This is a genomic window from Aminobacter sp. P4_D5 (assembly GCF_056401815.1).
The window spans coordinates 1-21910 of sequence record NZ_JBFUIP010000091.1; the positions used below are offsets into that span (position 1 = coordinate 1).

20 protein-coding genes and 1 pseudogene are annotated in these 21910 nt (G+C 62.9%); 5 read left to right on the forward strand and 16 right to left on the reverse strand.

Annotated elements, in window-relative coordinates:
- Positions 1-338: 338 nt before the first annotated feature.
- Positions 339-527, reverse strand: coding sequence for a hypothetical protein (locus tag AC1DWF_RS19215; protein WP_476786247.1), 189 nt, complete (start codon positions 525-527; stop codon positions 339-341).
- Positions 528-834: 307 nt separating this feature from the next.
- Between AC1DWF_RS19215 and AC1DWF_RS19220 the strand changes: the two genes are divergently transcribed.
- Positions 835-1194, forward strand: coding sequence for a septal ring lytic transglycosylase RlpA family protein (locus AC1DWF_RS19220; RefSeq protein ID WP_476788209.1), 360 nt, complete (start codon positions 835-837; stop codon positions 1192-1194).
- 12 nt (positions 1195-1206) lie between these two features.
- Here AC1DWF_RS19220 and AC1DWF_RS19225 read toward each other — a convergent pair whose 3' ends face one another.
- The 6 genes from AC1DWF_RS19225 to AC1DWF_RS19250 form a co-directional block, all read right to left on the reverse strand.
- Entirely contained in the window at positions 1207-2265 is a 1059-nt protein-coding gene (locus AC1DWF_RS19225) for a D-alanine--D-alanine ligase family protein (RefSeq protein WP_476788210.1), read from the reverse strand.
- A gap of 137 nt (positions 2266-2402) precedes the next feature.
- Positions 2403-3272, reverse strand: coding sequence for an SMP-30/gluconolactonase/LRE family protein (locus AC1DWF_RS19230; RefSeq protein ID WP_476782261.1), 870 nt, complete (start codon positions 3270-3272; stop codon positions 2403-2405).
- Between the two features lies 1 nt (position 3273).
- Entirely contained in the window at positions 3274-3909 is a 636-nt protein-coding gene (locus tag AC1DWF_RS19235) for a 2-dehydro-3-deoxy-6-phosphogalactonate aldolase (RefSeq protein WP_476782262.1), read from the reverse strand.
- On the reverse strand, positions 3906-4853 hold the full coding sequence (locus tag AC1DWF_RS19240; protein ID WP_476782263.1) for a 2-dehydro-3-deoxygalactonokinase: 948 nt from the start codon (positions 4851-4853) through the stop codon (positions 3906-3908). The genes AC1DWF_RS19235 and AC1DWF_RS19240 overlap by 4 nt, the downstream gene beginning before the upstream one ends.
- Positions 4850-5617, reverse strand: a complete 768-nt coding sequence (locus AC1DWF_RS19245; protein WP_476782264.1) for an SDR family NAD(P)-dependent oxidoreductase — start codon at positions 5615-5617, stop codon at positions 4850-4852. The genes AC1DWF_RS19240 and AC1DWF_RS19245 overlap by 4 nt, the downstream gene beginning before the upstream one ends.
- A gap of 127 nt (positions 5618-5744) precedes the next feature.
- Positions 5745-7088 (reverse strand): putative bifunctional diguanylate cyclase/phosphodiesterase, encoded by a 1344-nt coding sequence (locus AC1DWF_RS19250; protein ID WP_476788211.1) that lies wholly within the window; start codon positions 7086-7088, stop codon positions 5745-5747.
- A 303-nt stretch (positions 7089-7391) separates the two neighbouring features.
- Here AC1DWF_RS19250 and gshB point away from each other — a divergent pair, with 303 nt between their 5' ends.
- Positions 7392-8333 carry a glutathione synthase gene (gene gshB / locus AC1DWF_RS19255; RefSeq protein ID WP_476788212.1) on the forward strand — a complete coding sequence of 314 codons (942 nt, stop codon included), beginning with the start codon at positions 7392-7394 and terminating at the stop codon, positions 8331-8333.
- 327 nt (positions 8334-8660) lie between these two features.
- A complete protein-coding gene (locus AC1DWF_RS19260) occupies positions 8661-9326 on the forward strand; it encodes an NYN domain-containing protein (protein WP_476782267.1) in 666 nt (221 codons plus the stop codon).
- Here the strand turns inward: AC1DWF_RS19260 and AC1DWF_RS19265 are convergent.
- Positions 9301-9536 (reverse strand): annotated as a pseudogene (locus AC1DWF_RS19265) (hypothetical protein); the annotation flags it as partial. The gene AC1DWF_RS19260 and the pseudogene AC1DWF_RS19265 overlap by 26 nt on opposite strands.
- A 36-nt stretch (positions 9537-9572) precedes the next feature.
- On the reverse strand, positions 9573-10631 hold the full coding sequence (locus AC1DWF_RS19270; protein WP_476782268.1) for a diguanylate cyclase domain-containing protein: 1059 nt from the start codon (positions 10629-10631) through the stop codon (positions 9573-9575).
- Between the two features lie 254 nt (positions 10632-10885).
- On the opposite strand from AC1DWF_RS19270, the gene AC1DWF_RS19275 reads away from it, so the two are divergent.
- Positions 10886-12418 carry a YifB family Mg chelatase-like AAA ATPase gene (locus AC1DWF_RS19275; RefSeq protein ID WP_476782269.1) on the forward strand — a complete coding sequence of 511 codons (1533 nt, stop codon included), beginning with the start codon at positions 10886-10888 and terminating at the stop codon, positions 12416-12418.
- 249 nt (positions 12419-12667) lie between these two features.
- On the opposite strand, the gene AC1DWF_RS19280 is transcribed toward AC1DWF_RS19275, so the two are convergent.
- The 7 genes from AC1DWF_RS19280 to dnaK all read right to left on the reverse strand — a co-directional run bounded on the left by AC1DWF_RS19280 (position 12668) and on the right by dnaK (position 20153).
- Positions 12668-13294, reverse strand: coding sequence for a transglutaminase-like cysteine peptidase (locus AC1DWF_RS19280; protein ID WP_476782270.1), 627 nt, complete (start codon positions 13292-13294; stop codon positions 12668-12670).
- Between the two features lie 207 nt (positions 13295-13501).
- On the reverse strand, positions 13502-14773 hold the full coding sequence (locus tag AC1DWF_RS19285) for a polyhydroxyalkanoate depolymerase (protein WP_476788213.1): 1272 nt from the start codon (positions 14771-14773) through the stop codon (positions 13502-13504).
- Between the two features lie 290 nt (positions 14774-15063).
- On the reverse strand, positions 15064-15351 hold the full coding sequence (locus AC1DWF_RS19290) for a DUF1330 domain-containing protein (RefSeq protein ID WP_476782272.1): 288 nt from the start codon (positions 15349-15351) through the stop codon (positions 15064-15066).
- Positions 15352-15374: 23 nt separating this feature from the next.
- Positions 15375-16073 (reverse strand): orotidine-5'-phosphate decarboxylase, encoded by a 699-nt coding sequence (gene pyrF / locus AC1DWF_RS19295; protein ID WP_476782273.1) that lies wholly within the window; start codon positions 16071-16073, stop codon positions 15375-15377.
- Between the two features lie 119 nt (positions 16074-16192).
- Positions 16193-16798 carry a phospholipid N-methyltransferase PmtA gene (pmtA, locus tag AC1DWF_RS19300; protein WP_476782274.1) on the reverse strand — a complete coding sequence of 202 codons (606 nt, stop codon included), beginning with the start codon at positions 16796-16798 and terminating at the stop codon, positions 16193-16195.
- A gap of 99 nt (positions 16799-16897) precedes the next feature.
- On the reverse strand, positions 16898-18031 hold the full coding sequence (gene dnaJ, locus AC1DWF_RS19305) for a molecular chaperone DnaJ (RefSeq protein WP_476782275.1): 1134 nt from the start codon (positions 18029-18031) through the stop codon (positions 16898-16900).
- Positions 18032-18230: 199 nt separating this feature from the next.
- On the reverse strand, positions 18231-20153 hold the full coding sequence (gene dnaK, locus AC1DWF_RS19310) for a molecular chaperone DnaK (protein ID WP_476788214.1): 1923 nt from the start codon (positions 20151-20153) through the stop codon (positions 18231-18233).
- A gap of 216 nt (positions 20154-20369) precedes the next feature.
- On the opposite strand from dnaK, the gene AC1DWF_RS19315 reads away from it, so the two are divergent.
- On the forward strand, positions 20370-21476 hold the full coding sequence (locus AC1DWF_RS19315) for a zinc metalloprotease HtpX (protein WP_476788215.1): 1107 nt from the start codon (positions 20370-20372) through the stop codon (positions 21474-21476).
- The last annotated feature ends 434 nt before the right edge of the window (positions 21477-21910 follow it).

Genomic DNA, 21910 nt, shown 5'->3' on the forward strand with positions numbered 1-21910 from the left:
CACAAGCGCTGTGACCGCCACCATCTTGGGCATGCCGGCATTGCCGAGCAGCATCGGCGAGGCAATGATCGCGACGCCGAGGATCATCGACGCGATGTCCTCCCAGCGCCGGTGTTGCATGAGGCCAGCGGGGGCCATTTTCTCAAGGGTTGCCATGATAAAAATCCTCTTCGGATACGTTCGAGTTAAGCTCGAGCGCCCGTGAGGACTATGTGTGCGTGCCTGTCGAACTCCTCAGTCGGGCGTTCTTCGCACTGGCAGCATTATCTCAAAAAAACGCAATAAGTTCAATGACGAAGAAGGACTGCTCTGCTCACGAAGCAGGGACAGCCCGTCCCTCATCCGCGTCGGTGGCGATGGAGCCACAACAGGCCGGCACAACCGCATAGCGTGGTTGCAAGCCCGATCCAGAACCACCTGGTCTGCCCGGTCATGAAGCTGCCGCCGAGCCAGCCTGCGCCCTGCAACATCCAGACGACGCCGAGCACTGCAGCGAGCCCGGCGAATATATTGCCTGCGATTCTCATCACGACAATCCACTTCGATTGAAGGTCCCAGAACTCCTTGCCAGAGCTTGGAATCCGCGAACCTTGGGAAGTATTTCCGACAGTTACTTCGTACGCATAGATTCCACTGATCTCCCGATCACCTGCGCTCGACGCCTGCAAGTGTGAAAATATTCCTTACGCCAGGCACTTTGATTCTGACAAACTGTTACCCAGAGACTCCAAACGTGTGCGCTCGTCATGGAACCGCCCGAAGGTTGCCCCATTCGCTGCCACATTTAGGTTGAAACCGCTCCGTGTGTACAATCAACGGAGTGTTAACCAGAAGATGAAGAACGCCAAGCCCGCGATCGCGGCGGCCGCCATTGCCGCCAGCATGATGTTTCTAGCCTCCACCGGTACCGCCTCGGCCCAATGCGGCGGTGCATCCTGGTACGCGCTGAACTCGAAGACAGCTTCGGGCGAGCGCATGAATCCATCGGCCATGACCGCAGCGCATCGTTCGCTTCCCTTCGGCACCAAGCTCAAGGTGACCAACCAGAAGAACGGTAAAAGCGTCATCGTGCGTGTCAACGATCGTGGCCCTTTCATCAAGGGACGCGTGCTCGACCTGTCCAAGGGTGCCGCCCAGCAGATCGGCTTCATCCAGTCCGGACATACGTCCGTGTGCATGGAACGCCAGAGCTGACGCGGTAAAAGATTACCGAAGTAGACGGCGCGCCGCCGTCTCGGCCATCGCGTCAGCGAGGCCAAGCTGCCACTCGGCCCGGCAATAGGCGCGGAAATCGAAGCAGGGCAGGCCAGGGCAGACCTCGAATTCGATGAGATGCACGGTGTCGTCGGTCTCCACCCGGAAATCGAGCGAAAAGACGTCTCGCAGGCCAAGCCCGGTCATCAGCTTCGCCGCGATCTGCCTGATGCTTTCGGCCGCGCCCGGCTGCACCGAAGCGACACTCACCAATTCCGGCTCGGCATAGTGGCCAGCACCCTTGGCGGCCGCGCCGGTATCGCCGTAAAGCGCCATGCTGTCGGCCATGGTCTGGAAATCGCCGCCTGAATCGACAAAGACGATGCCCAGCGCTTCCGGCCCGGCATCGGGGTCGACCGCGAGAAAACTCGCCCGCACGTTGTGGCCGGCCACATAGGGCTGCACGATGACGTCGTCACGATAGGCGTCGAACACCCGTCGACCGAGCACAAGTGCTTCTTCTGCCATGCGGCAGCGCGAATCCTCCCATATGCCGATCTTGGCGCCAAGCCGGTTCGGCTTGACGAAATAGCCTGAGGACGAGACCGGTGGTCCGACCAGCCATTTCCCGCCGCGTGCAAGCCCCGCCTGTGGCACCGGCAGGCCGAGTGCTGCGAGCACCGCACCGGCGCGGAACTTGTCTTGGCACAGCGCAAACAAGGAATCGTCGGCGCCGATGGTGGCGAGCCCATTGAGGCGCGCGAGCGCAGGTGCTGCACCACCGCGAAAATAGGCGATGCCGTCGGTCAGCGTCCAGACAAGGCTTGTCTTGCGGTCGCAGGCCGCGAGGGCCTCTGCCGCGTCGTCGAGCTCGACGGCACGAAAATCAAAGCCGCGTCGCGCGCAGGCCTCAGCGAGCGCTCCGAATTCGGGCGCCAGATCGGTCGACTGCGCCAGATAGGATGATATCTCAGTCGCCGCCTTGCGGGCAAAACCATCGGCTAAAAGCCTGTCGAGGCAGGCGCTCTCCGGTTCATGGACAAGGATAAGCGTCGGTCTCTGTCCGGTCATCGGGCGATTGTCCTGCTGTCATGCGCGCCGACGCATGGGAGCGCTGGCATCGCCCGACAATCGCATCAAGCCAGCGCCGGGCTTGCCGGAAAACCGACCTGTTGCCATCGCCTGGGCGACAGCCTTGGTGGCAAATCTCAGATGAGAACGTTGGGCTCGTGGCGGCCATTGACCTTGATATCGAGCAGGAAGGTCTTGCCGGCATGCGGGTCGGCGCTACGCGCGGCTTGATCCATTCCTTCCCAGGCCGAGGTCACCACCAGCCGGTCGGCGGCGGCACCGACGAAGGCTGGGCATGACGCCTGCGACGCCGGCACCGGCACCGAGCGCAGCACGCTGCCGTCGGGTGCATAGGCATCCAGGCGGCCGCCGCCCCAGCTCGCGTTCCACAGCACGCCGTCGCGGTCGACCACGGAGCCGTCGATGCCGCCCCTGTCGCCACGGCGATCGACAAACAGTTTGGGGTCGCCCAGCGGCAGGCCGGTGTCGGGATCGCAGTCCAGGCGATAGAGCAGGTTGGTCGCCGTATCGCTGTAATAGGCGGTCTTGCCGTCGGCGCTGAAGCAGATCGAGTTGGGGATGCTGATCGCTGGGAACAGCAGCCTGAGCTCGCCACGGAAATACCAGTAGATGGCGCCTGCTCCCGCCTCGGCCTTTTTGCCCATGGTGCCGAACCACAAGGCGCCGCACGGATGGACCCGCGCATCGTTGGAACGCGTCGCCGGGTTGGGTGCCTCGACCGACATATGCAGGCTCAGCTTGCCGGTCGCGGCATCTCGGATATGCAGGCCGGTCTCGGTCAAAAGCAGCTGGCGTTCGCCGTCGATCGTGGCGAGAGCGCTTGCCCGTTCGCTAAACAGGTGCACCTTGGTTGCGCCACTCGCCAGCTTCTTTTCCAGCATGCGGTTCGCTAGGATGTCGAACCAGTAAAGCGTGTCGGTGGCGGGATCGTAGGTCGGCCCCTCGCCGAGTTCGCAAGCTTCGTCGGACAGGATCACAGTAGCCATCTCACGCTCCCTCGCCGATGGCATCCCAGCCGGCCACTGCGGCCCGCGCGCGTGCGCCGACATCGGCAGCAGCCATGCCGGGCTTGTAGAGGCTGGAGCCGAGGCCAAACAGCTGCACGCCGACCTTGGCATAGGCCGCGAAATCGGCCTCCGACACACCGCCGACGACGCCGACCTGCGTCTCCTTCGGCAACACCGCGCGGATCGCTGAAATGCCGCCGGTGCCGAGCACGCTTGCCGGGAAAAACTTCAGCGCCGATGCGCCAAGCCGTAGCGCCAGAAACGCGTCGGTCGGCGTGAACACGCCGGGCATCGTCACCATCTTGTGCACGGCTGCGCGGCCCATCACCTCGGCATCGATGTTGGGACTGACCAGGAGGCGCCCGCCGGCGTCGTTGAGCCGGTCGACATCCTTGGCCCACACCACCGTGCCGCCGCCGACCAGCGCCTGCGGCAGCGCCTTGGCCAACAGCTCGATCGAGCGGAACGGATCTGGCGAATTGAGCGGCACCTCGATCGCCTCGATGCCGGCGTCGAAGACCGCGCGGCCGATATCGAGCGCTTCCTCTGGCTTCAGTCCGCGCAGGATGGCGACCAGTCCACGGCCAAGTCTGGGGAAGGGCGCTGTCATGGTCATTGGGCTGCTCCCTCTGATAACATCTTGTTGCGCCGTGCCGCCGCCACCAGGCCTGCCAGCACGGCTTGATCCGCATCGGCGATCGTCACCGCGATGCCGTCGAGGGCCATGGCTTCGGCGTAGAGCCTGCCCAGCGATCCCGACACGACGAGAATCACAGGTGCGCCGCGCCGGCCAAAACGCCTGACAGCCGAGGCGATCTCGGCACCGATCAGCATGCCCGAAAGTGCCGCCGCCGCATCGTCCTGGCTCAGCCCGTTCAACAGCCCCGCGGCACGGATGCCAAACAGCTTGGCGCCGATGTCGCCGTCGAACAGCGCCTCCTGGCACCAGTCGCGAAACACCTGATTGTCAGGAGCAACCGCAGCCGGCTTGTCGCCGATCGAGTGGCGCAGGATCGAATGCTGAGACAGCACCGAAAACATCTCGCCGGTCGGCCAGGTGCCGAAGCCCGAAATCGCGCCGGCCTCGGCGATGACCCATTTCGAATGCGTGCCTGGCATGCAAACGAGGTGGCTGCCCGATCCGATCAGACTGGCGACGCCGGCAAGCTGGGTCTCTTCGCCGCGCATCACGTCGGGCGTGCGCGCATTGCGCTGGGCAAGCCCCGGCACGATGCGGACGTCGCGGCCGACACCGGGGACGGGCACGGCCGCGCCAAGAATGTCGCTAAGCGAGGCCGGCACATCGACATAAGGCGCTTCGAACCAACCCTGGCGCGCACCGGCCATGCCGCAGACGATTGCGGGCAACCCGGATGGCGCGTTCATCTCCTGGAGATGGCGGTCGAGCACTGTGGCAAAACCCTTGTGCTGGGCAGTGAGCAAGCCCTCGTCGCTTCGGCGTTCGTCGACCACCGCGCCCGTAGCATCGAGCAGCCAGACGCGCAGCCGCGTCGTGCCCCAGTCGACTGCGGCAATCGCCGCCTTGGATGTTGCGCTCACAAAATTCCTCCGTCGACGATCAGCGTTTGCGCCGTCAGCATTTTCGAAGCGTCCGATGCCAGGAAAAGCACCGTGCCGACCATGTCTTCGGGCAGCATCATGTCGGGGATGCACTGCCGGGCGATGTGTTCGTTGAGCGAGGTCTCGGTGACCCACAGCTCGCGCTGGCGTTCGGTGATCACCCAGCCCGGCGCCACCGCATTGACCCTGATCCTGTCAGGGCCATAGCGGCCGGCAAGCCCCTTGGTCAGTCCGACGATCGCGGCCTTTGCCGCCGTGTAGGCCGGCATGGTGCCGATGTTGAGCATGTAGGAGGTCGAGGTGAAATTGATGATCGAGCCGCCGCCGGCGGCCGCCATACCAGGTGCTACCGCCTGGATGGTGAAGAAATGCGGCCTGATGTTTACCGCCTGGTTGGCGTCCCAGCTTTCGGGCGTGACGTCGGCGACTTCGTGGCGCTCGTCATTGGCGGCGTTGTTGACCAGCACCTTCACCGGCCCGTGCGCGTCGACAGCGGCAGCCACCGCGCTGCGCAATTCATCGATGTCGCGCAGGTCGGCGCGCAGGAACAGAGGTCTGTTGCCGGTCGCCAGTTCAACACGGTCGCAAAGCTCCCGGCTCGGCTTTTCCGCGATGTCGACGAAGGCAACCTTGGCGCCTTGGAGAGCAAAGCCTTCGGTCAGCGCGGCGCCGATGCCGGAGCCGCCGCCGGTGATGAGCACCGATCGGCCTTCAAGGTCAGGAAATCGCGCCGATGGCATCATGATCCATTCCCACAATCACGCTTGTTGTCCGACCAGGCGGAGCGCCACTTTTTTAGATCGCGGCGCGACAAAGGGGAACCTGATTTTGCATATTGCCGGCGGCTGATCTTACGCCGGCAAGGCGCGCTCAGATCGCCCGGGCGTAGGCTGCGCCGCGATGGGATTCGCGGAGATAGCCGAGCGTCGCGTCGGCGTCGGCCGGACGGCCGAACAGATAGCCCTGGCCGCCGGCGCAGCCGAACTGCACCAGACGTTCTGCCTGTGCCTCCATCTCGATGCCTTCGGCAACCACGTCCATGCCGAGACCCTCGCACATCGCCAGAATGGCGCGGATGATGTGCTCCGACGGCCGATCCTCCAGGATCGAAGCGACAAATGCGCGGTCGATCTTGAGCTTGTCGAAACGGAACTCGCGCAAGCGCCCCAGCGACGACTGGCCGGTGCCGAAATCGTCGAGCGACACGCGAATGCCGACGCGCCGGAGATCCTCGACGATCTTCGCCGCCGAGACGGGATCGGTCATCAGGCCGGTTTCGGTGATCTCGATCTCAAGACGGCGTGGATCAAAACCGGTGCGTTCAAGGATCGACAAAATGTGCAACCCGGTATTCTGGTCGACAAGCTGCGACGGCGACAGGTTGAACGACAGGAACATGTCTTTTGGCCAACTGCGCGCCGCTTCCGCAGCCTTCCGCAGCACCAGCTGCGATAGCGGGCCGATGATGCCGCGCTCTTCGGCGATCGGGATGAAGACGGCCGGCGAAACCGAACCGAGATCGCGGTCGGTCCAGCGGGCAAGTGCTTCGAAACCGATGGTCCGGCGGGTGTTGAGGTCGACGATCGGCTGGAAATGCGGGGCGACCTCGCCGGCGGCAACGGCGCGGCGCAGCGCCTGCTCGATGCGGGTGACGCGTTTGGCCGCTTCTTCCATCTCGCGGGTGTAAACGACAACCCGACCCCGGCCGGAGCGCTTGGCGTGGTAGAGCGCGGTCTCGGCCTTGCGCACCAGGGTTTCGGTGTTGTCGTCGGCGGAATAAAACAGGGAGCAGCCGACAGAGGCCGACAGGCGCGCCGTGCGCTCGCCGACATCGTAGGGTGCCGACAGGATTTCGATCAGCATGCGCGCCTTTTCGGCGGCGGCATCCTCTGAGAATACCAGAGGATAGAGGAAGGCGAATTCGTCGGCGCCGATGCGCGCCACGGCCGAATGGCCCTCGCAAGCAGCCTGCAGGCGCATTGCGACCTGGATCAGGATATCGTCGCCGGCGCGATGGCCAAATAGGTCGTTGATCGGCTTGAAGCCGTCGAGATCGAGAATGCCGACGGTGAACGGGGCAGGGTCCTCGGCGCGGTCGCCGATCAGCCGCTCGACCTTGTCGAAGAAGCGGCGCTGGTTTCCGAGCCCGGTCAAGGCGTCGGTGAAGGCCAGATCCGACGTGTCCCGGTCCGAATGGCTGACGCCGAATGACATGCTTGGTCTCTGTTCTGCTCAAGTTTGAATCGTTGCAGGACCCTGCCAGCAAAGCGTTTAGGAATTGTATTCAATTTGCCTGTCCGTCCGGATTTCGACATCGCGTCGAAACCGGTTTCACAGGTGGCGGGTTTTGCCGCGCCAATCGGTGATTTCGGTGTCATTTCGGGCCTCATCTCAGCGCCACAACGCTGCCCCGCCATTGCATACGGCCGCCAAATTGCTACATCCTCGTCACACCAGCGCGTGGCCGGGCAACCGGCGGCGTGCGATTGCCACCTGCCAGCCGCGCCGGAGACCTCCATGCCGCTCAAGATCGCCGTCCAAATGGACCACATCGAAACCATCTCGATCGCCGGCGACACGTCGTTTGCGCTGTCGCTGGAGGCACAGCGGCGCGGCCACGAGCTATATCACTACACCCCCGACCGGCTGTCGCTGCGCGACGGCAAGGTCTTCGCCCGCGTCGAAAAGCTCGAAGTGCGCGACATCAAGGGCGATCACTTCACGCTGGGCGAGCCGGTGCGCACCGACCTCTCCGAGATGGACGTGATCCTGCTGCGCCAGGACCCGCCCTTCGACATGAACTACATCACCACCACCCATATCCTCGAGCGCATCCACCCCAAGACGCTGGTCGTCAACGACCCTGCCTGGGTGCGCAACAGCCCCGAAAAGATCTTCGTCACCGAATTCGGCGACCTGATGCCGGAAACGCTGATCACCAAGGATCCGCAAGAGGTCGCTGCCTTCCGCAAGGAGTTCGGCGACATCATCGTCAAGCCGCTCTACGGCAATGGCGGTGCGGGCATCTTCCATCTCCACGAAGCCGACCGCAATCTCTCCTCTCTGCTCGAAATGTTCGGCCAGATGTTCCGTGAGCCCTACATCGTCCAGCGCTATCTCAAGGACGTGCGCAAGGGCGACAAGCGCATCATCCTGATCGACGGCGAGCCGGTCGGGGCGATCAACCGTGTGCCCGCCGAGCACGATGCCCGCTCCAACATGCACGCCGGTGGCCGTGCTGAAAAAACCGAGCTGACCGAACGCGAGCGCGAGATCTGCGCCCGCATCGGCCCGTCTTTGCGCGAACGCGGCTTCATCCTCGTCGGCATCGACGTCATCGGCGACTACATGACCGAGATCAACGTGACCTCGCCGACCGGCATCCGCGAGGTCAAGAAGTTCGGCGGTGCCGATATCGCCGCCCTGTTCTGGGACGCGGTGGAGGCGAAGCGGGCCTGATCAATTCGCGCCACGCCTAGGGCCGCGAAGCAGTGTACGAACTGGAAACAGACCAGTTCCAGGAAGTTTTTGGCTGTGTGCTGAAGAAAACTGCGAATCAGCCTCCACAAAAGGACGATAGTCCTAAGAAGGCCTCAATATAATTTTTTCAGATTTGGAGTAGAATCAGTGCTTCGTGATACCGCTCGTTCGGCGGTATCACGTTGACTTTTGGCCGTCAATGTCTATATATATGCCATCACCCACCCACAGCTTGCTGTGGGCTCAAAGGCCGTAGAGGAGGGAACTCCTTGGCGGCCTTTGCTTTTTTAAGGGTAGGGGTGATTGATGCGCACCATCGTCTATATCGACGGTTTCAACCTGTATTATCGAATGTTGAAAGATCGCCCTTCAATGAAGTGGGTGAACCCGCTTCTGCTCGCGGCAAACGTCCTGCAGCCAGGGCATGTCATAACCCGAGTGAACTACTATATTGCGAGGGTTTCAGCCCGCGCCCATGACCCGCAAGCTCCTGCACGGCAAGCAACTTATTTGAATGCGCTCGCGACAGTTCCCGAGATAGCCGTGCATGAAGGCAGCTTTATGATCACAGAGCCATGGATGCCTCTCGCCCTTCCTCCTCAGTCGAAGCCAAATGGTTACAACTGGACAATGCCGCTACCAGCGGTGGTGAAAGTGGTCAAGAGTGAAGAAAAGGGCAGCGATGTGAACCTTGGTTCACATTTGGTGCGAGACGCATTCATCGACGCCTTCGATGTGGCGGTTGTGATAACAAACGATTCCGATCTCGTAGAGCCAATCCGGATTGCCGTACAGGAAGCGGGTAAGCGCGTGGGCCTTTTAGTGCCTGTGCGATACCCGAACCAAAGCCTGATGAACGTTGCTTCTTTCTATTTGCGGATTCGCCCTGGTCATTTGGCGCACTCCCAATTTCCGGCGACAATCAACCTTCCGAACGAGGTATCAATTACCAGGCCGGCCACTTGGGTTTAGCCCGTTCATAGCCCGGCGGGCAGCCGAAAGTGCCGCCGCGGACTGCCGCATCTGCAGCAGCCGTAGCGCGCTCCAGCGTCACGCCGGGGATGACTGTCCGGTAGGCGACCAACGGCCACGCCGTGGCGCCGTCGAGCACACCACCGCCAGCGTGCCGACGATGCCTACGACAAGGCTCTGGACGCAGAAGTAGAGCGCAACGGCGTTGCCGCGAACCCACGGGCAGCAGCGCGCGGCGCGGCCACCTCATGCCGCCCGATGATTTTGCATGCCTGCCGCGTCGCTTGCCTTGAAAATCCGGAACGTGTTTCGCCCTGCCGCCTTGGCGGCGTAAAGCGCGGTGTCGGCGCTCACCAGCAGTTCCGGCAGCGTAGCGCCCTCGATCAGGGCGATGCCGACCGAAGCGCCGAGCTTCAGGCTGTTGCCTTGATGGTCGACCGGCTGACCAAGCTTATGGATGATCTTGCGGGCAAGCTCCGAGATGGACGCCAGATCGAGATTTGCGCTTGTCAGCACGGCGAACTCATCGCCGCCGATCCGGGCAACAAGCTCCATTCCGGCGCAGGCCTCGTCGAGGCGCCGGGCCACCTGCTTGAGGCACTCGTCGCCGACGGCGTGGCCGAAACCGTCATTGACCTGTTTGAACCCATCGAGATCGACCAGCAACAACGCTGACGGGGCAGGGCAGTCGGTTTGTTGCGCGGTCAGCCCAGACAGCCTCGACTGGAACTGACTTCGGTTGGCAAGACCGGTCATGACATCGAATTCGGCGAGATAACGCGTCTGGTCGCCGAGAATCTTCTCTTCGGTGATGTCCTGCTTCATCCCGAAGATGCGGACCGCCACGTCATTCTCGCATTCGACTGTGGCGGTGATCCGTATCCAGCGGCGATTTCCCTTCACCGTGACGATCTCCGCATCCAGGCTGAAGCCGGTGCGCTCGGCGATCGCCTTGCTGCGGCGCGCGTGCAACTCCGCGACGGAATCGGCAGTATAGCACTGAAGCGTGTGCCGGCGGTCGATCGCCGACCCGCGCGGCAGATCGAAGATGTCGTAGACGACATCGGTCCAGTGAAGGGACTGATCGGCAAGGTTGCATTGCCAAACGCCGATCCTCGCTGCAGCCGAGGACCTGTCGAAGATTTTTTGGCTATGGGTAAGCGAAGCGGCTTGGGCGCTGATGAGCGCTGCCTGCTCCGCCAACTGGGCATTGAGTTCAGCGATCTTGACTGTGTCACGCCGCCGGCGAGCGCCCAACCGCCCGATCTTTTGCTTGAACACCCCCCGCTGCATGATGAAGCTCAACCGCCTTTCCTGATGATGCGTCCTACATTAGCGCGCCAGCACTTAAGACTCTCTATCCGGTGCCGTTGGGACGCTGGCAATGCGAAGCAAGGTTAATGAAGCGTGCCTTCATCGCCATGCGGGCTTGTTCCCTAATTGTTCTTGCGCCGTCCTGCAATCTATGCTTGTCTTGTATTGGGTCGTCCACGACCTGAATGCGCGGGTGAGGCGTAGCGCCTGCCAACGGATAGGTGGCGTCGGAGCGGAGGGGCAGCATGGTTTCGCGCGTGCGCACGGTCGCGTTCCAGGGCATCGAGGCGGTTCCCGTCGACGTGCAGGTGATGGTGGCGCCTGGCAAGGTCGGCATGCATATCGTCGGCCTGCCCGACAAGGCAGTCGCCGAAAGCCGCGAGCGGGTGCAGGCGGCGCTCCACGCCTCGGGCCTGTCGATGCCCGCCAAGAAGGTCACCGTCAATCTCGCGCCCGCCGACCTGCCCAAGGAGGGCAGCCACTACGACCTGCCCATCGCGCTTGGCCTGATGGCTGCACTCGGTGCGGTTCCTGGCGATGCGCTCGCCGCCTATGTCGTGCTCGGCGAACTCTCCCTAGACGGCACCATATCGGCGGTTTCAGGTGCTCTACCGGCGGCAATCGGGGCGAATGCGGAGGGCAAGGGGCTGATCTGCCCTGCGGCCAGCGGGCCTGAGGCCGCCTGGGCGGGTGCAGACATCGACATCCTGGCGCCGCGCAGCTTGATTGCCATTGCCAACCACTTTCGCGGCACGCAGGTCCTGTCGCGGCCGGAGCCTGGCATTCGCGCCGCGCCGCGCGACCTGCCAGACCTCGCCGACATCAAGGGCCAGGAAAGCGCCAAGCGCGCGCTTGAAGTGGCTGCGGCCGGCGGGCACAACCTGATGATGGTCGGTCCGCCTGGTGCCGGCAAATCGATGCTGACGGCACGGCTGCCGTCGATCCTGCCGCCGCTATCGCCCAAGGAACTGCTCGAAGTCTCGATGATCGCCTCGGTCGCCGGCGAACTGGCCGAGGGCAAGCTCACGGACCGGCGGCCGTTCCGGGCGCCGCATCATTCGGCCTCCATGGCTGCGATGGTCGGCGGCGGCTTGAGAGCCCGGCCCGGCGAGGTGTCGCTCGCCCATCACGGAGTGCTGTTTCTCGACGAGCTTCCGGAATTTACCCCACAGGTGCTCGATTCCCTGCGCCAGCCGCTCGAAACCGGTGAATGCATGATCGCGCGTGTCAATCACCGCATCACCTATCCGGCAAGAATCCAGCTGGTTGCGGCGATGAACCCGTGCCGCTGTGGCATGGCCGGCGAGCCCGGCTATCGCTGCCTGCGCGGCACGCGCTGCCAGAGCGACTACCAGGCGCGCATCTCCGGCCCGCTGCTCGACCGCATCGATCTGCGCATCGAAGTGCCGGCAGTCTCTGCCTCCGACCTGATCCGCACCGGCAAGTCGGAAGCAAGTGTCGACGTCGCGGCGCGTGTCGCCCGCGCGCGCACGATCCAGCGCGAGCGTCTCGAACGTCACGGTGTGACCAACGCCACTACCAACGCACAATGCGCCGCCGGCCTGATCGAAGACATCGCGACACCCGATGCTGCGGGGCTGTCGCTACTCAAGGACGCCAGTGAAAAGCTCGGCTTTTCCGCCCGCGCCTATCATCGTGTGCTCAAGGTGGCGCGCACGCTTGCTGACCTCGAAGGCAGCGAGACTGTCGGCCGCATCCATCTTGCCGAGGCGATTTCTTACCGCATTGCCTCGGAGCGCATGGCGCAGGCGGCGTAGGTGAGGGCGCCTGTGCGCAAGATTTGCCGCGTTGAGGAGGACGGCAGGCGACGATCTACGATGTGAGGAGCTGATGGCAGCCCTGCCAGTTGGGTGTAACCGGCACAACCTTACGCTTCGTGTGGCCATGGCTTCGCGGCAATCCGTTGGCCGTGGGGCAGGGCGTGCGCAAAATATCCACGCTGCGGCATGGCGCCTGCTTCGCCGCCCGCCGACGAGCGGCGAGGCATGGCCGGATCCGGATAGGTCTTACTTGACCGAGCCGACCAGCGTGGGCTGGCCTTCGCGGATGGTCACCCAGCGGCCCGTGTTTTCCGTCGACTGGCGCTTGAGGTAGCTGTAGCCGGTCTCGTCCCATTGGCGCACGGCGTCGGTCAGATTGTCGAGAATGAAGTCGCCCTTGGAAGTCCGCACCGTCAGCACGGCGTGGCCCTCGCCATCGGGCTTGCGCACCACGGTGATCAGCAGGTTGGACAGCGACACGCCTTCGCGGCTCAAGCTGCGGCGCTTTTCCAGCACATAGTCTTCGCAATCGCCGACCCCGTTGTCGGGATAGGCCCAGACCTCTTCGCGGCCATAGATGTCGATGTCGTTCATAGGCTTGATGGCCGCGTTGACAGCGACATTGATGGCAACCAGCTTGCGCCAAAGCGCGCCTGTCATCTGCACGGGACCGGTATCGCGCTGCTTGATCGAGCATTCGGCCAGGTTGAGGCGACAGAATTCATAGTGGCCGATCGGCTGCGAGGTAAGCCCGCCGGTGACCATCGGCTGAGACGCCATGGCCGTGCCCGCGGACAAGACCAAGCCCGCCACCAACCCAAAAAACAAACCAGTACGCCCCGCCGCGCACCGTACGCCTGTTGCGGAAATCATCTGCCCCGCTCGCCCCTTTACATCGTTAACAAAACGTTAAGGTCGTAGGGCGTGCTGAGTCAATCAAAGCTCGCGACAGATTGCAGACATGGTTACCGCCGCTGCCGCCAAGCGATAATTGTGCAACAGAACGGCAAAAGCCCGGCGTTGTGCGCCGGGCCTCCTGTGGACAAGATCAATGCCGAAGCCGGGCCGAAGCCGGAGTGGTCAGGCCTTGCGCACCAGCTGTGGCTTTGTCGCCTTGCGCGCGGTGGCACCATAACTCGTCATGAAGTCGACAATGCGCGGCACGATCTCGGCGCGAAAGCGTGAGCCGTTGAACACGCCGTAGTGGCCCACCGCCGGCTGCATGTAGTGCGCCTTCATGTCGTGAGGGATGTTGACGCACAAATCATGCGCGGCCTGTGTCTGGCCGAGGCCCGAAATATCGTCGTTTTCACCCTCGACGGTGAACAGCGCCACGTTGCGGATCGCCGATGTGTCGACCAGCTCACCGCGATGGGTCATCTCGCCCTTGGGCAGGGAGTGGCGCACGAACACCGTGTCGACCGTCTGCAGGTAGAACTCGGCGGTCAGGTCCATCACCGCCAGATATTCGTCATAGAAGTCGCGGTGCTTCTCCGCACCGTCGCCATCGTTCTTCACCAGCTGCATGAAGAAATCCTTGTGGGCGATGATATGGCGGTCGAGGTTCATGCTCATGAAGCCCGATAGCTGCAGGAAGCCCGGATAGACGTCGCGGGCGAAGCCGGGCGCAGGCCACGGCACCTGCATGATGACGTTGTCGCGGAACCACTCGATGGTTTTTTGCTCGGCCATCTCGTTGACGGCGGTTGGGTTGCGGCGCGTGTCGATAGGTCCGCCCATCAGCGTCATGGTCGAGGGCGCAAAGCGGTCGCCGCGCGCTTCCATCACCGCGATTGCCGCCAGCACCGGCACCGAAGGCTGGCACACCGCCATGACATGGGTGTCCGGCCCGAGCGCATGGAACATGTCGATGACATAGTCGATGTAGTCGTCGAGATCGAACTTGCCTTCGGTCACCGGCACCATGCGCGCATCGGCCCAGTCTGTGATGTAAACGTCGGCATGCGGCAGCATCGCCTCGACAGTGCCGCGCAGCAGCGTCGCATAGTGGCCCGACATCGGCGCCACGATCAAAAGCTTGGGATCGGGGCGGCGCCCTTCCGGCAGCGCGAGTTCGAAGCGGATCAGGTTGCAGAACGGCCGCGACCAGGCGACCTTCTCGGTCACCGCCACCGGCTGGAAGTTGACCACAGTCTTGTCGAGGCCGAATTGCGGCTTGCCATAGCGGCGCGTGGTGCGCTCGAACAGCTCGGCCATCGCCGCTACCGAGCGGCCCAGCGGCATGTGCGAAAACGGGTTCAGCGGGTTGGAATAAAACAGTTTGACCGCATCGGCATAAGCGCGCGCCGGCTGCAACGCCGCGTGGGTCGATTCATAAAGCTGGTAAAACATGATGTCCTCATACGGCCATGCGGGGAGGCGAGCCGGCCGGAGGCCCGTCATGCAATGCAGCGAAGGTAACAAACATCTGCTGCGATGCAATATCTCACTTGGCGTGAAATAGGGTCATTCTTTAGTCCAAGCTGTTGAAAAACCGTTTCCAACGGCGCCGCCGGCTCAGCATCGGCAGCCCTTGACGTTGTGCGTCGCAACATTTCGGCGAATCAGTTTTCCACGCGCAGCAAAGCCCTCCGGGGCCAGCAAGGCCCTGGAGGATTGGCAAGTCAGGCGGTCTGATGGGATCAGGCGCCTTCGACCAGCATGATCTCGCCATCGGCGAATTGCTGGCGGATCGACTTGGCGTGCTGATATTCCGGCGAGAAGTAGCAGTTGCGCGCGTCTTCCATCGAGGCGAACTCGATGATGACGTTGCGGGCGCGGCCTGGCCCCTCGACTGCCTCATGGGCGCCGCCACGGGCGATGAACTTGGCGCCGAAGCGTTCAAAGGCCGGCTTTGCGGCGGCGACATAACCCTTGTAGCCCTCGGGGTCGCGTATATCGACGCGTGCGATCCAATATCCCTTGGTCATGATTTTCTCCCCGACGCCGTGCTTCAGGCCGAAGCCATCTCTTGCAGGATAGCCTGTGCGGCAGCCCGCCTGTCAACAGCGCCGACGATCGGGCGGGCGACGACGAGATGGCTCGAGCCGTTGCGGATGGCATCCGCGGGCGTCACGACGCGCTTTTGGTCGCCACGGTCGGAGCCCGCGGGGCGGATGCCCGGCGTCACCACGGCCATATCGGGGCCGACGATGCGGCGCACAGCCTGGGCTTCGCTGGCCGAGCAGACGATGCCGCCCATGCCGGCGTTGAGCGCCTGTTCGGCGCGGCGCAGCACCAGCGTATGCGGGTCATACTCGTAGCCGGCATCGATCATGTCCTGCTCGTCCATCGAGGTCAGCACGGTCACTGCAAGCAAACACAGCTCGCTGCCCTTGGCTGCTTCCACCGCCGCCTTCATCGCCTTGGGGTAGGCATGCAGCGTCAGCATGGTCATGCCCATCTTGACGATGTTTTCGACGCCCTTGGCCACCGTGTTGTCGATGTCGAGCAGCTTCATGTCGAGGAACACCTTGGTGCCCCCGCTCGCCAGCTCGCGCGCGAAATCGAGCCCGCCGGCAAAGGCCAGCTGGTAGCCGATCTTGTAGAAATTGGCGGTACCTTCGAGGTCGCGCACCGCCTTTTCCGCCTCCTTGACGGTCGGCAGGTCGAGCCCGACGATCAGCCGGTCGCGCATCGCTTCGATTGTCATGATTAGTGCCTCCTCGACAGCAAGGCCGCCCGTCATCCTGTCGCACGCCCAACTGGCGCGCGCTCAACATCATGGCGACGGGTATAGGAGCGATCAGCCCTTCAAATCAAGCAGGCCGGTCAGTGCTTTGCGCGGCGATAGACCCAAAGCTGCGTCGGGGGGATATTGCGGATGATGAAGTCGAAATGCTCGACAGTGTAGTTGCCGAGCCCCGGCGGGATCGGCGATTTAGGCCCGTAGGTAAGCTGGACCACAGGCCGGCCTGCGGGGATGCGCTTGAGCAGACCTTCGAGATAGGCGACGCGGCTCGCGACCGGGAAGTTGAGCAGCGGCACGCCGGAAACCACGGAATCGAAAATCAGCTCTCTCTTGTCGCCGAGCGTCTTGTCGAGGTCGAAGGCGTCGCCCTCAATGACATTGACGCGCGGATAGAGCCTGCGCAGGTGCTGGACGAAATCGGCCGAATATTCAACCGTGTAGAGGTCTTCGGGCTTCACGCCGTGGGCCAGGATCGCCTTGGTGATGACACCGGTACCGGGACCGACTTCCAAAACCGGCAGCCCCGAATGCGGGTTGACGACCGAAGCCATGCGTTTGGCGGTGACCGAGCTCGTCGGCACGATCGACCCTACTGCCTTCGGCTTGTCGATCCAGCCCTTGAAGAACTTCAGTTCGTCGTCGAACTTGGCCGCAAGGGTTTTGCGCAATCCAGAACCGCGTGGCATCGCTTCGATCTCCTCACCGCTGCAGCGCGAGAAATAACAGCAAAGTGGCCCAGCGCAAGCGGAAAGCTGGCTCAATTTCCGTTACGGCAGAAACAATTTTCACTTGTCCCCGAAGGACTCGAAAAAGTCCTTCATGCGCGAGAAGAAGCCACTCGATTGCGGCGAATTCTCGGTCGAAGACAGCTTTTCGAACTCTTCGAGCAGCTCGCGCTGGCGTCGGGTCAGGCTCTGCGGTGTCTCGACCGCGGTCTGGATATAGAGGTCGCCGACCTGCGGCTGGCGCAGGATCGGCATGCCCTTGCCCTTGAGCCGGAACTGGCGCCCGTTCTGGGTGCCTTCAGGCACCTTCACGCGTGTCTGGGTACCGTCGAGCGTCGCGACCTCGAACGAGCCGCCAAGGGCTGCCGTGGTCATCGAGATCGGCACCTTGCAATAGAGGTCGGCGCCGTCGCGCTGGAAAAATTCGTGCGGCTTGACCGACAAGAAGATGTAGAGGTCGCCCGAGGGGCCGCCGCGCATGCCGGCTTCACCTTCATTGGCAAGGCGGATGCGGGTGCCGTCTTCGATGCCCGAGGGAATGTTGACCGACAGCGAACGCTCTTCGGTGACGCGGCCCTGTCCGGCGCACTTGCCGCACGGGTCCTTGATCGTCTGGCCGCGGCCCTGGCACTGCGGGCAGGTGCGTTCGATGGAGAAGAATCCTTGGCTCGCGCGTACCTTGCCGTGGCCCTGGCACATCGAGCAGGTCACCGGCTGGGTGCCGGCCTTGGCGCCGGAACCGGCGCATTCGGTGCACAGTATCGAGCTCGGTACGCGAATTTGCGCGGTCTTGCCGGCAAACGCCTCTTCCAGCGTGATTTCCATGTTGTAGCGCAGGTCGGCACCGCGCTCGCGCCCGCCCGACGAGCGGCGACGGCCGCCGCCCATCATGTCGCCGAAGATGTCCTCGAAGATGTCGGCGAATCCGCCGGCGCCAAAGCCCTGGCCGCCGCCATTGCCCATGCCGCCATTTTCGAAGGCAGCATGGCCGAAGCGGTCATAGGCGGCGCGCTTCTGGGGGTCCTTCAGCGTTTCGTAGGCTTCGTTGATTTCCTTGAACTTGTGCTCGCACGCATCGTCGCCCGGATTGCGGTCGGGATGGAACTGCATGGCAAGCTTGCGGAAGGCCGACTTCAGCTCCTTCTCGTCAGCGCCCTTTTGAACGCCCAGCGTCTCGTAGAAATCAGCTTTCATGTCTTCCCGCTGCCCGGATGCTCAATGTCGTGTGTGGCATTGCTTGGCCGGTTCTTGTCTGACGACAGGCTTCCGATTTAGTGAGCCGGAAGCCGCGATGCCAGAGTTGGCGCGGCCTTCGCCGCATTTTTTCGGTTCGGGTTGCAAAAAAGCCCGGCCAAACCGCCGGGCTTTCTTGTCAGAGCCGCGAAATGGGCACTTAAGCCGACTTCTTCTTGGTCTTGTCGTCGTTGTCGTCGATTTCTTCGAAATCGGCGTCGACCACATCGCTGTCCTTGGCCGCATCGGCAGCAGCGTCGGATTCAGCCGCTTCCTGCTGCGAAGCCTCGTACATCGCCTGGCCAAGCTTCATCGAAGCTTCGGCAAGCGTCTGCGACTTTGCGTTGATCGCCTCGACGTCGTCGTTCTCGGTGGCGGTCCTGAGTGCCGCGATCGCGTCAGAAATCGCGGTGCGGTCGGCCTCGGTGACCTTGTCGCCATACTCCTTGAGCGACTTTTCGCTGCTGTTCAGCAGGCTCTCGGCCTGGTTGCGCGCCTCGACCAGCGCACGACGCTTCTTGTCGGCGTCAGCATTCACCTCGGCGTCCTTGACCATCTTGTCGATGTCGGCGTCCGACAGGCCGCCAGATGCCTGGATGCGGATCTGGTGCTCCTTGCCGGTGCCCTTGTCCTTGGCCGAGACGTTGACGATGCCGTTGGCGTCGATGTCGAAGGTCACTTCGATCTGCGGCACGCCGCGCGGTGCCGGCGGAATGCCGACAAGATCGAACTGGCCGAGCATCTTGTTGTCCTGCGCCATTTCGCGCTCGCCCTGGAAGACGCGGATGGTCACCGCCGACTGGGAATCCTCAGCCGTCGAGAAGACCTGGCTCTTCTTGGTCGGGATCGTGGTGTTGCGCTCGATCAGGCGGGTGAACACGCCGCCCAGCGTCTCGATGCCCAGCGACAGCGGGGTCACGTCGAGCAGCAGCACGTCCTTGACGTCGCCCTGCAGCACGCCGGCCTGGATCGCGGCACCAAGTGCAACCACCTCATCGGGGTTGACGCCCTTGTGCGGCTCCTTGCCGAAGAACTGCTTCACGATCTCCTGGATCTTGGGCATGCGGGTCATGCCGCCGACAAGAACCACTTCGTCGATCTCGCCCGCCTTGAGGCCGGCATCCTTGAGCGCTGCCTTGCACGGCTCGATCGTGCGCTGGACGAGGTCGTCGACCAGCTGCTCGAACTTGGCGCGCGAAAGCTTCAGCGTCAGGTGCTTGGGACCCGTGGCATCGGCGGTGATGAAGGGCAGGTTGATTTCGGTCTGCGTGGTGGACGACAGCTCGATCTTGGCCTTTTCGGCAGCTTCCTTGAGGCGCTGCAGGGCAAGCTTGTCGTTCTTCAGGTCGATGCCCTGTTCCTTCTTGAACTCGGCCGCCAGATACTCGACGAGGCGCATGTCGAAGTCTTCGCCGCCCAGGAAGGTGTCGCCGTTGGTCGACTTCACCTCGAACACGCCGTCGCCGATTTCGAGCACGGAAATATCGAAGGTACCGCCGCCAAGGTCATAGACGGCAATGGTCTTGCCTTCGGTCTTGTCGAGGCCATAGGCAAGGGCTGCTGCGGTCGGCTCGTTGATGATGCGCAGCACTTCGAGGCCGGCGATGCGGCCGGCGTCCTTGGTCGCCTGGCGCTGGGCGTCGTTGAAGTAAGCCGGAACGGTGATGACGGCCTTTTCGACCTTCTCGCCGAGATAGGCTTCCGCCGTTTCCTTCATCTTCTGAAGGATCATCGCCGAGATCTGGCTGGGCGACTGCTTCTTGCCGCCAGCCTCAACCCAGGCGTCGCCATTGTCGCCATTGACGATCTCGTAGGGGACAAGCTTCTTGTCCTTCGCGGTGACCGGATCGTCATAGCGGCGGCCGATCAGGCGCTTGACCGCAAAAACCGTGTTTTCAGGATTGGTGACCGCCTGGCGCTTGGCCGGCTGGCCGACGAGACGCTCGCCGTCACCACTGAAGGCGACGATGGAAGGGGTCGTGCGCGCACCTTCCGCATTCTCGATGACTTTCGCGTCCTTGCCGTCCATGACGGCGACGCAGGAATTGGTCGTTCCCAGGTCGATACCGATAACTTTTGCCATTTTTATATCTTCTCTCCGCTAAGCAGGCTGTCTGGACCCATAAAGGCGTTCCAACGAAAGCCCCTGTTCACAAGAAATTCCGCTCCGGACACCGGTTTTCCGGGCCGAAGCGGTGTTGCGGCGTATATAAGAACAGGCTTCTGGCAGCGCAAGCGTTCTGCAACTTTCCTTCGCGCGGGACTCGGCAAAAGCCTGTGGCAAGCTCATATACCATGTATGAGCGAGCCACATTCCATCAACCTGCTCTCGCACCGGCGCAATCGCGTGCTCAATTCGCTGCAAACCTGGCTCCTCGGAGCCGGCAGCCTGCTTTTGCTCGCCGTCACCGCCTGGGCTTTCGCCGGCAGCACCGGCATCCTGTATGCGCTGGTCTTCGGCGTGCTGTCGATGTGGGCGGTGCGGCGCGTCAGCCCGCAAATGGTGCTGTCCATGTACAAGGCACAGCAGGTGGCGCCTGCCGATTTCCCCGCTGGCTTCCGCATCGTCGAGGAGCTCGCCCGCCGCGCCGAGTTGCCGGCGATCCCGAAGCTCTATGTCATCCCCTCCAAGATGATGAACGCCTTTGCGGTCGGCCGCCGCGACGATGCCGCCATCGCCGTCACCGACGCGCTGGCCCGCACGCTCACGCCGCGTGAGCTGGCGGGTGTTCTGGCGCACGAAATCAGCCACATCGCCCATGAAGACGTGAAGGTCATGGCTTTCGCCGACATGGTGTCGCGCTTCACCTCGTTCATGTCGACGGTCGGCCTGTTTTCGCTGTTCTTCAATCTCTTCGGCGTGGCAGGCGGTTTCCGCCCCCAGGTGCCCTGGCTGGCTATTCTGGTGCTGCTTGCCGCGCCCACGGTCGGCGGGCTGTTGCAGATGGCCTTGTCGCGCACCCGCGAATTCGATGCCGATCTGGGGGCTGCGGCCTTGACCGGCGACCCTGACGGGCTCGCTTCAGCCCTGACCAAGCTCGAGCGCGCCCAAGGCCGCTTGTGGGAAAACATCCTTTTGCCGAGCGGCCGCATTCCCGACCCCTCCGTGCTGCGCAGCCATCCTCTGACGGCAACGCGCATCGCCCGGCTCAAGGCGCTCAGGAGCACCGAGATATCAGACGAGCTTGTGCCCCGCGGCACCGTTCCGCCCGCCCCACGCCCCTCGATGATCCCCAAGATTCGCGCCCATCCCGGCACTTATCTGCCGCACGGCGCGCGCGCCTACATCACCGCCGCCAACACCGATTTCGCCGACGACACCCGACCAGCCAGCGACGCACCGCTCAACCCGCCCGATGGTGGCCGCCCGCGCATCCGTGTCACGCGCGGCGGAGTGTGGTGGTGAGGGCTTGAGGTCGGACGTGGAGAGGTTTTCTACGATTGGAGATTTTTTGGAGCGCCTTAGCGCTCCTGAATCTTAATTTTGCCGGTCTCGATCCTTCGCACCCCCTCTGGCCTGCCGGCCATCTCCCCCACAAGGAGGGAGATTAGTCTCGTCGCCGGCGGCGCTCATCCGCCACCATCGTAGGGCTAAACCTTGCGATGTTGGCGACTAGACGCGGCACCGATGAAGGCGTGATCTCCCTCCTTGTGGGGGAGATGGCCGGCAGGCCAGAGGGGGGTGCGAAGGAACACGACCTATGGGATTTGCCTCATAAGGCACCCTCAACTGTCACCAACTGTCAGCAACCACCGTGGATAGCCACGCGCATTTCTCCACGCCCTGCAAAACCTCCCGTATCATTATCTCGCGATCTTCCACGGGACCCCGGTGCGCAC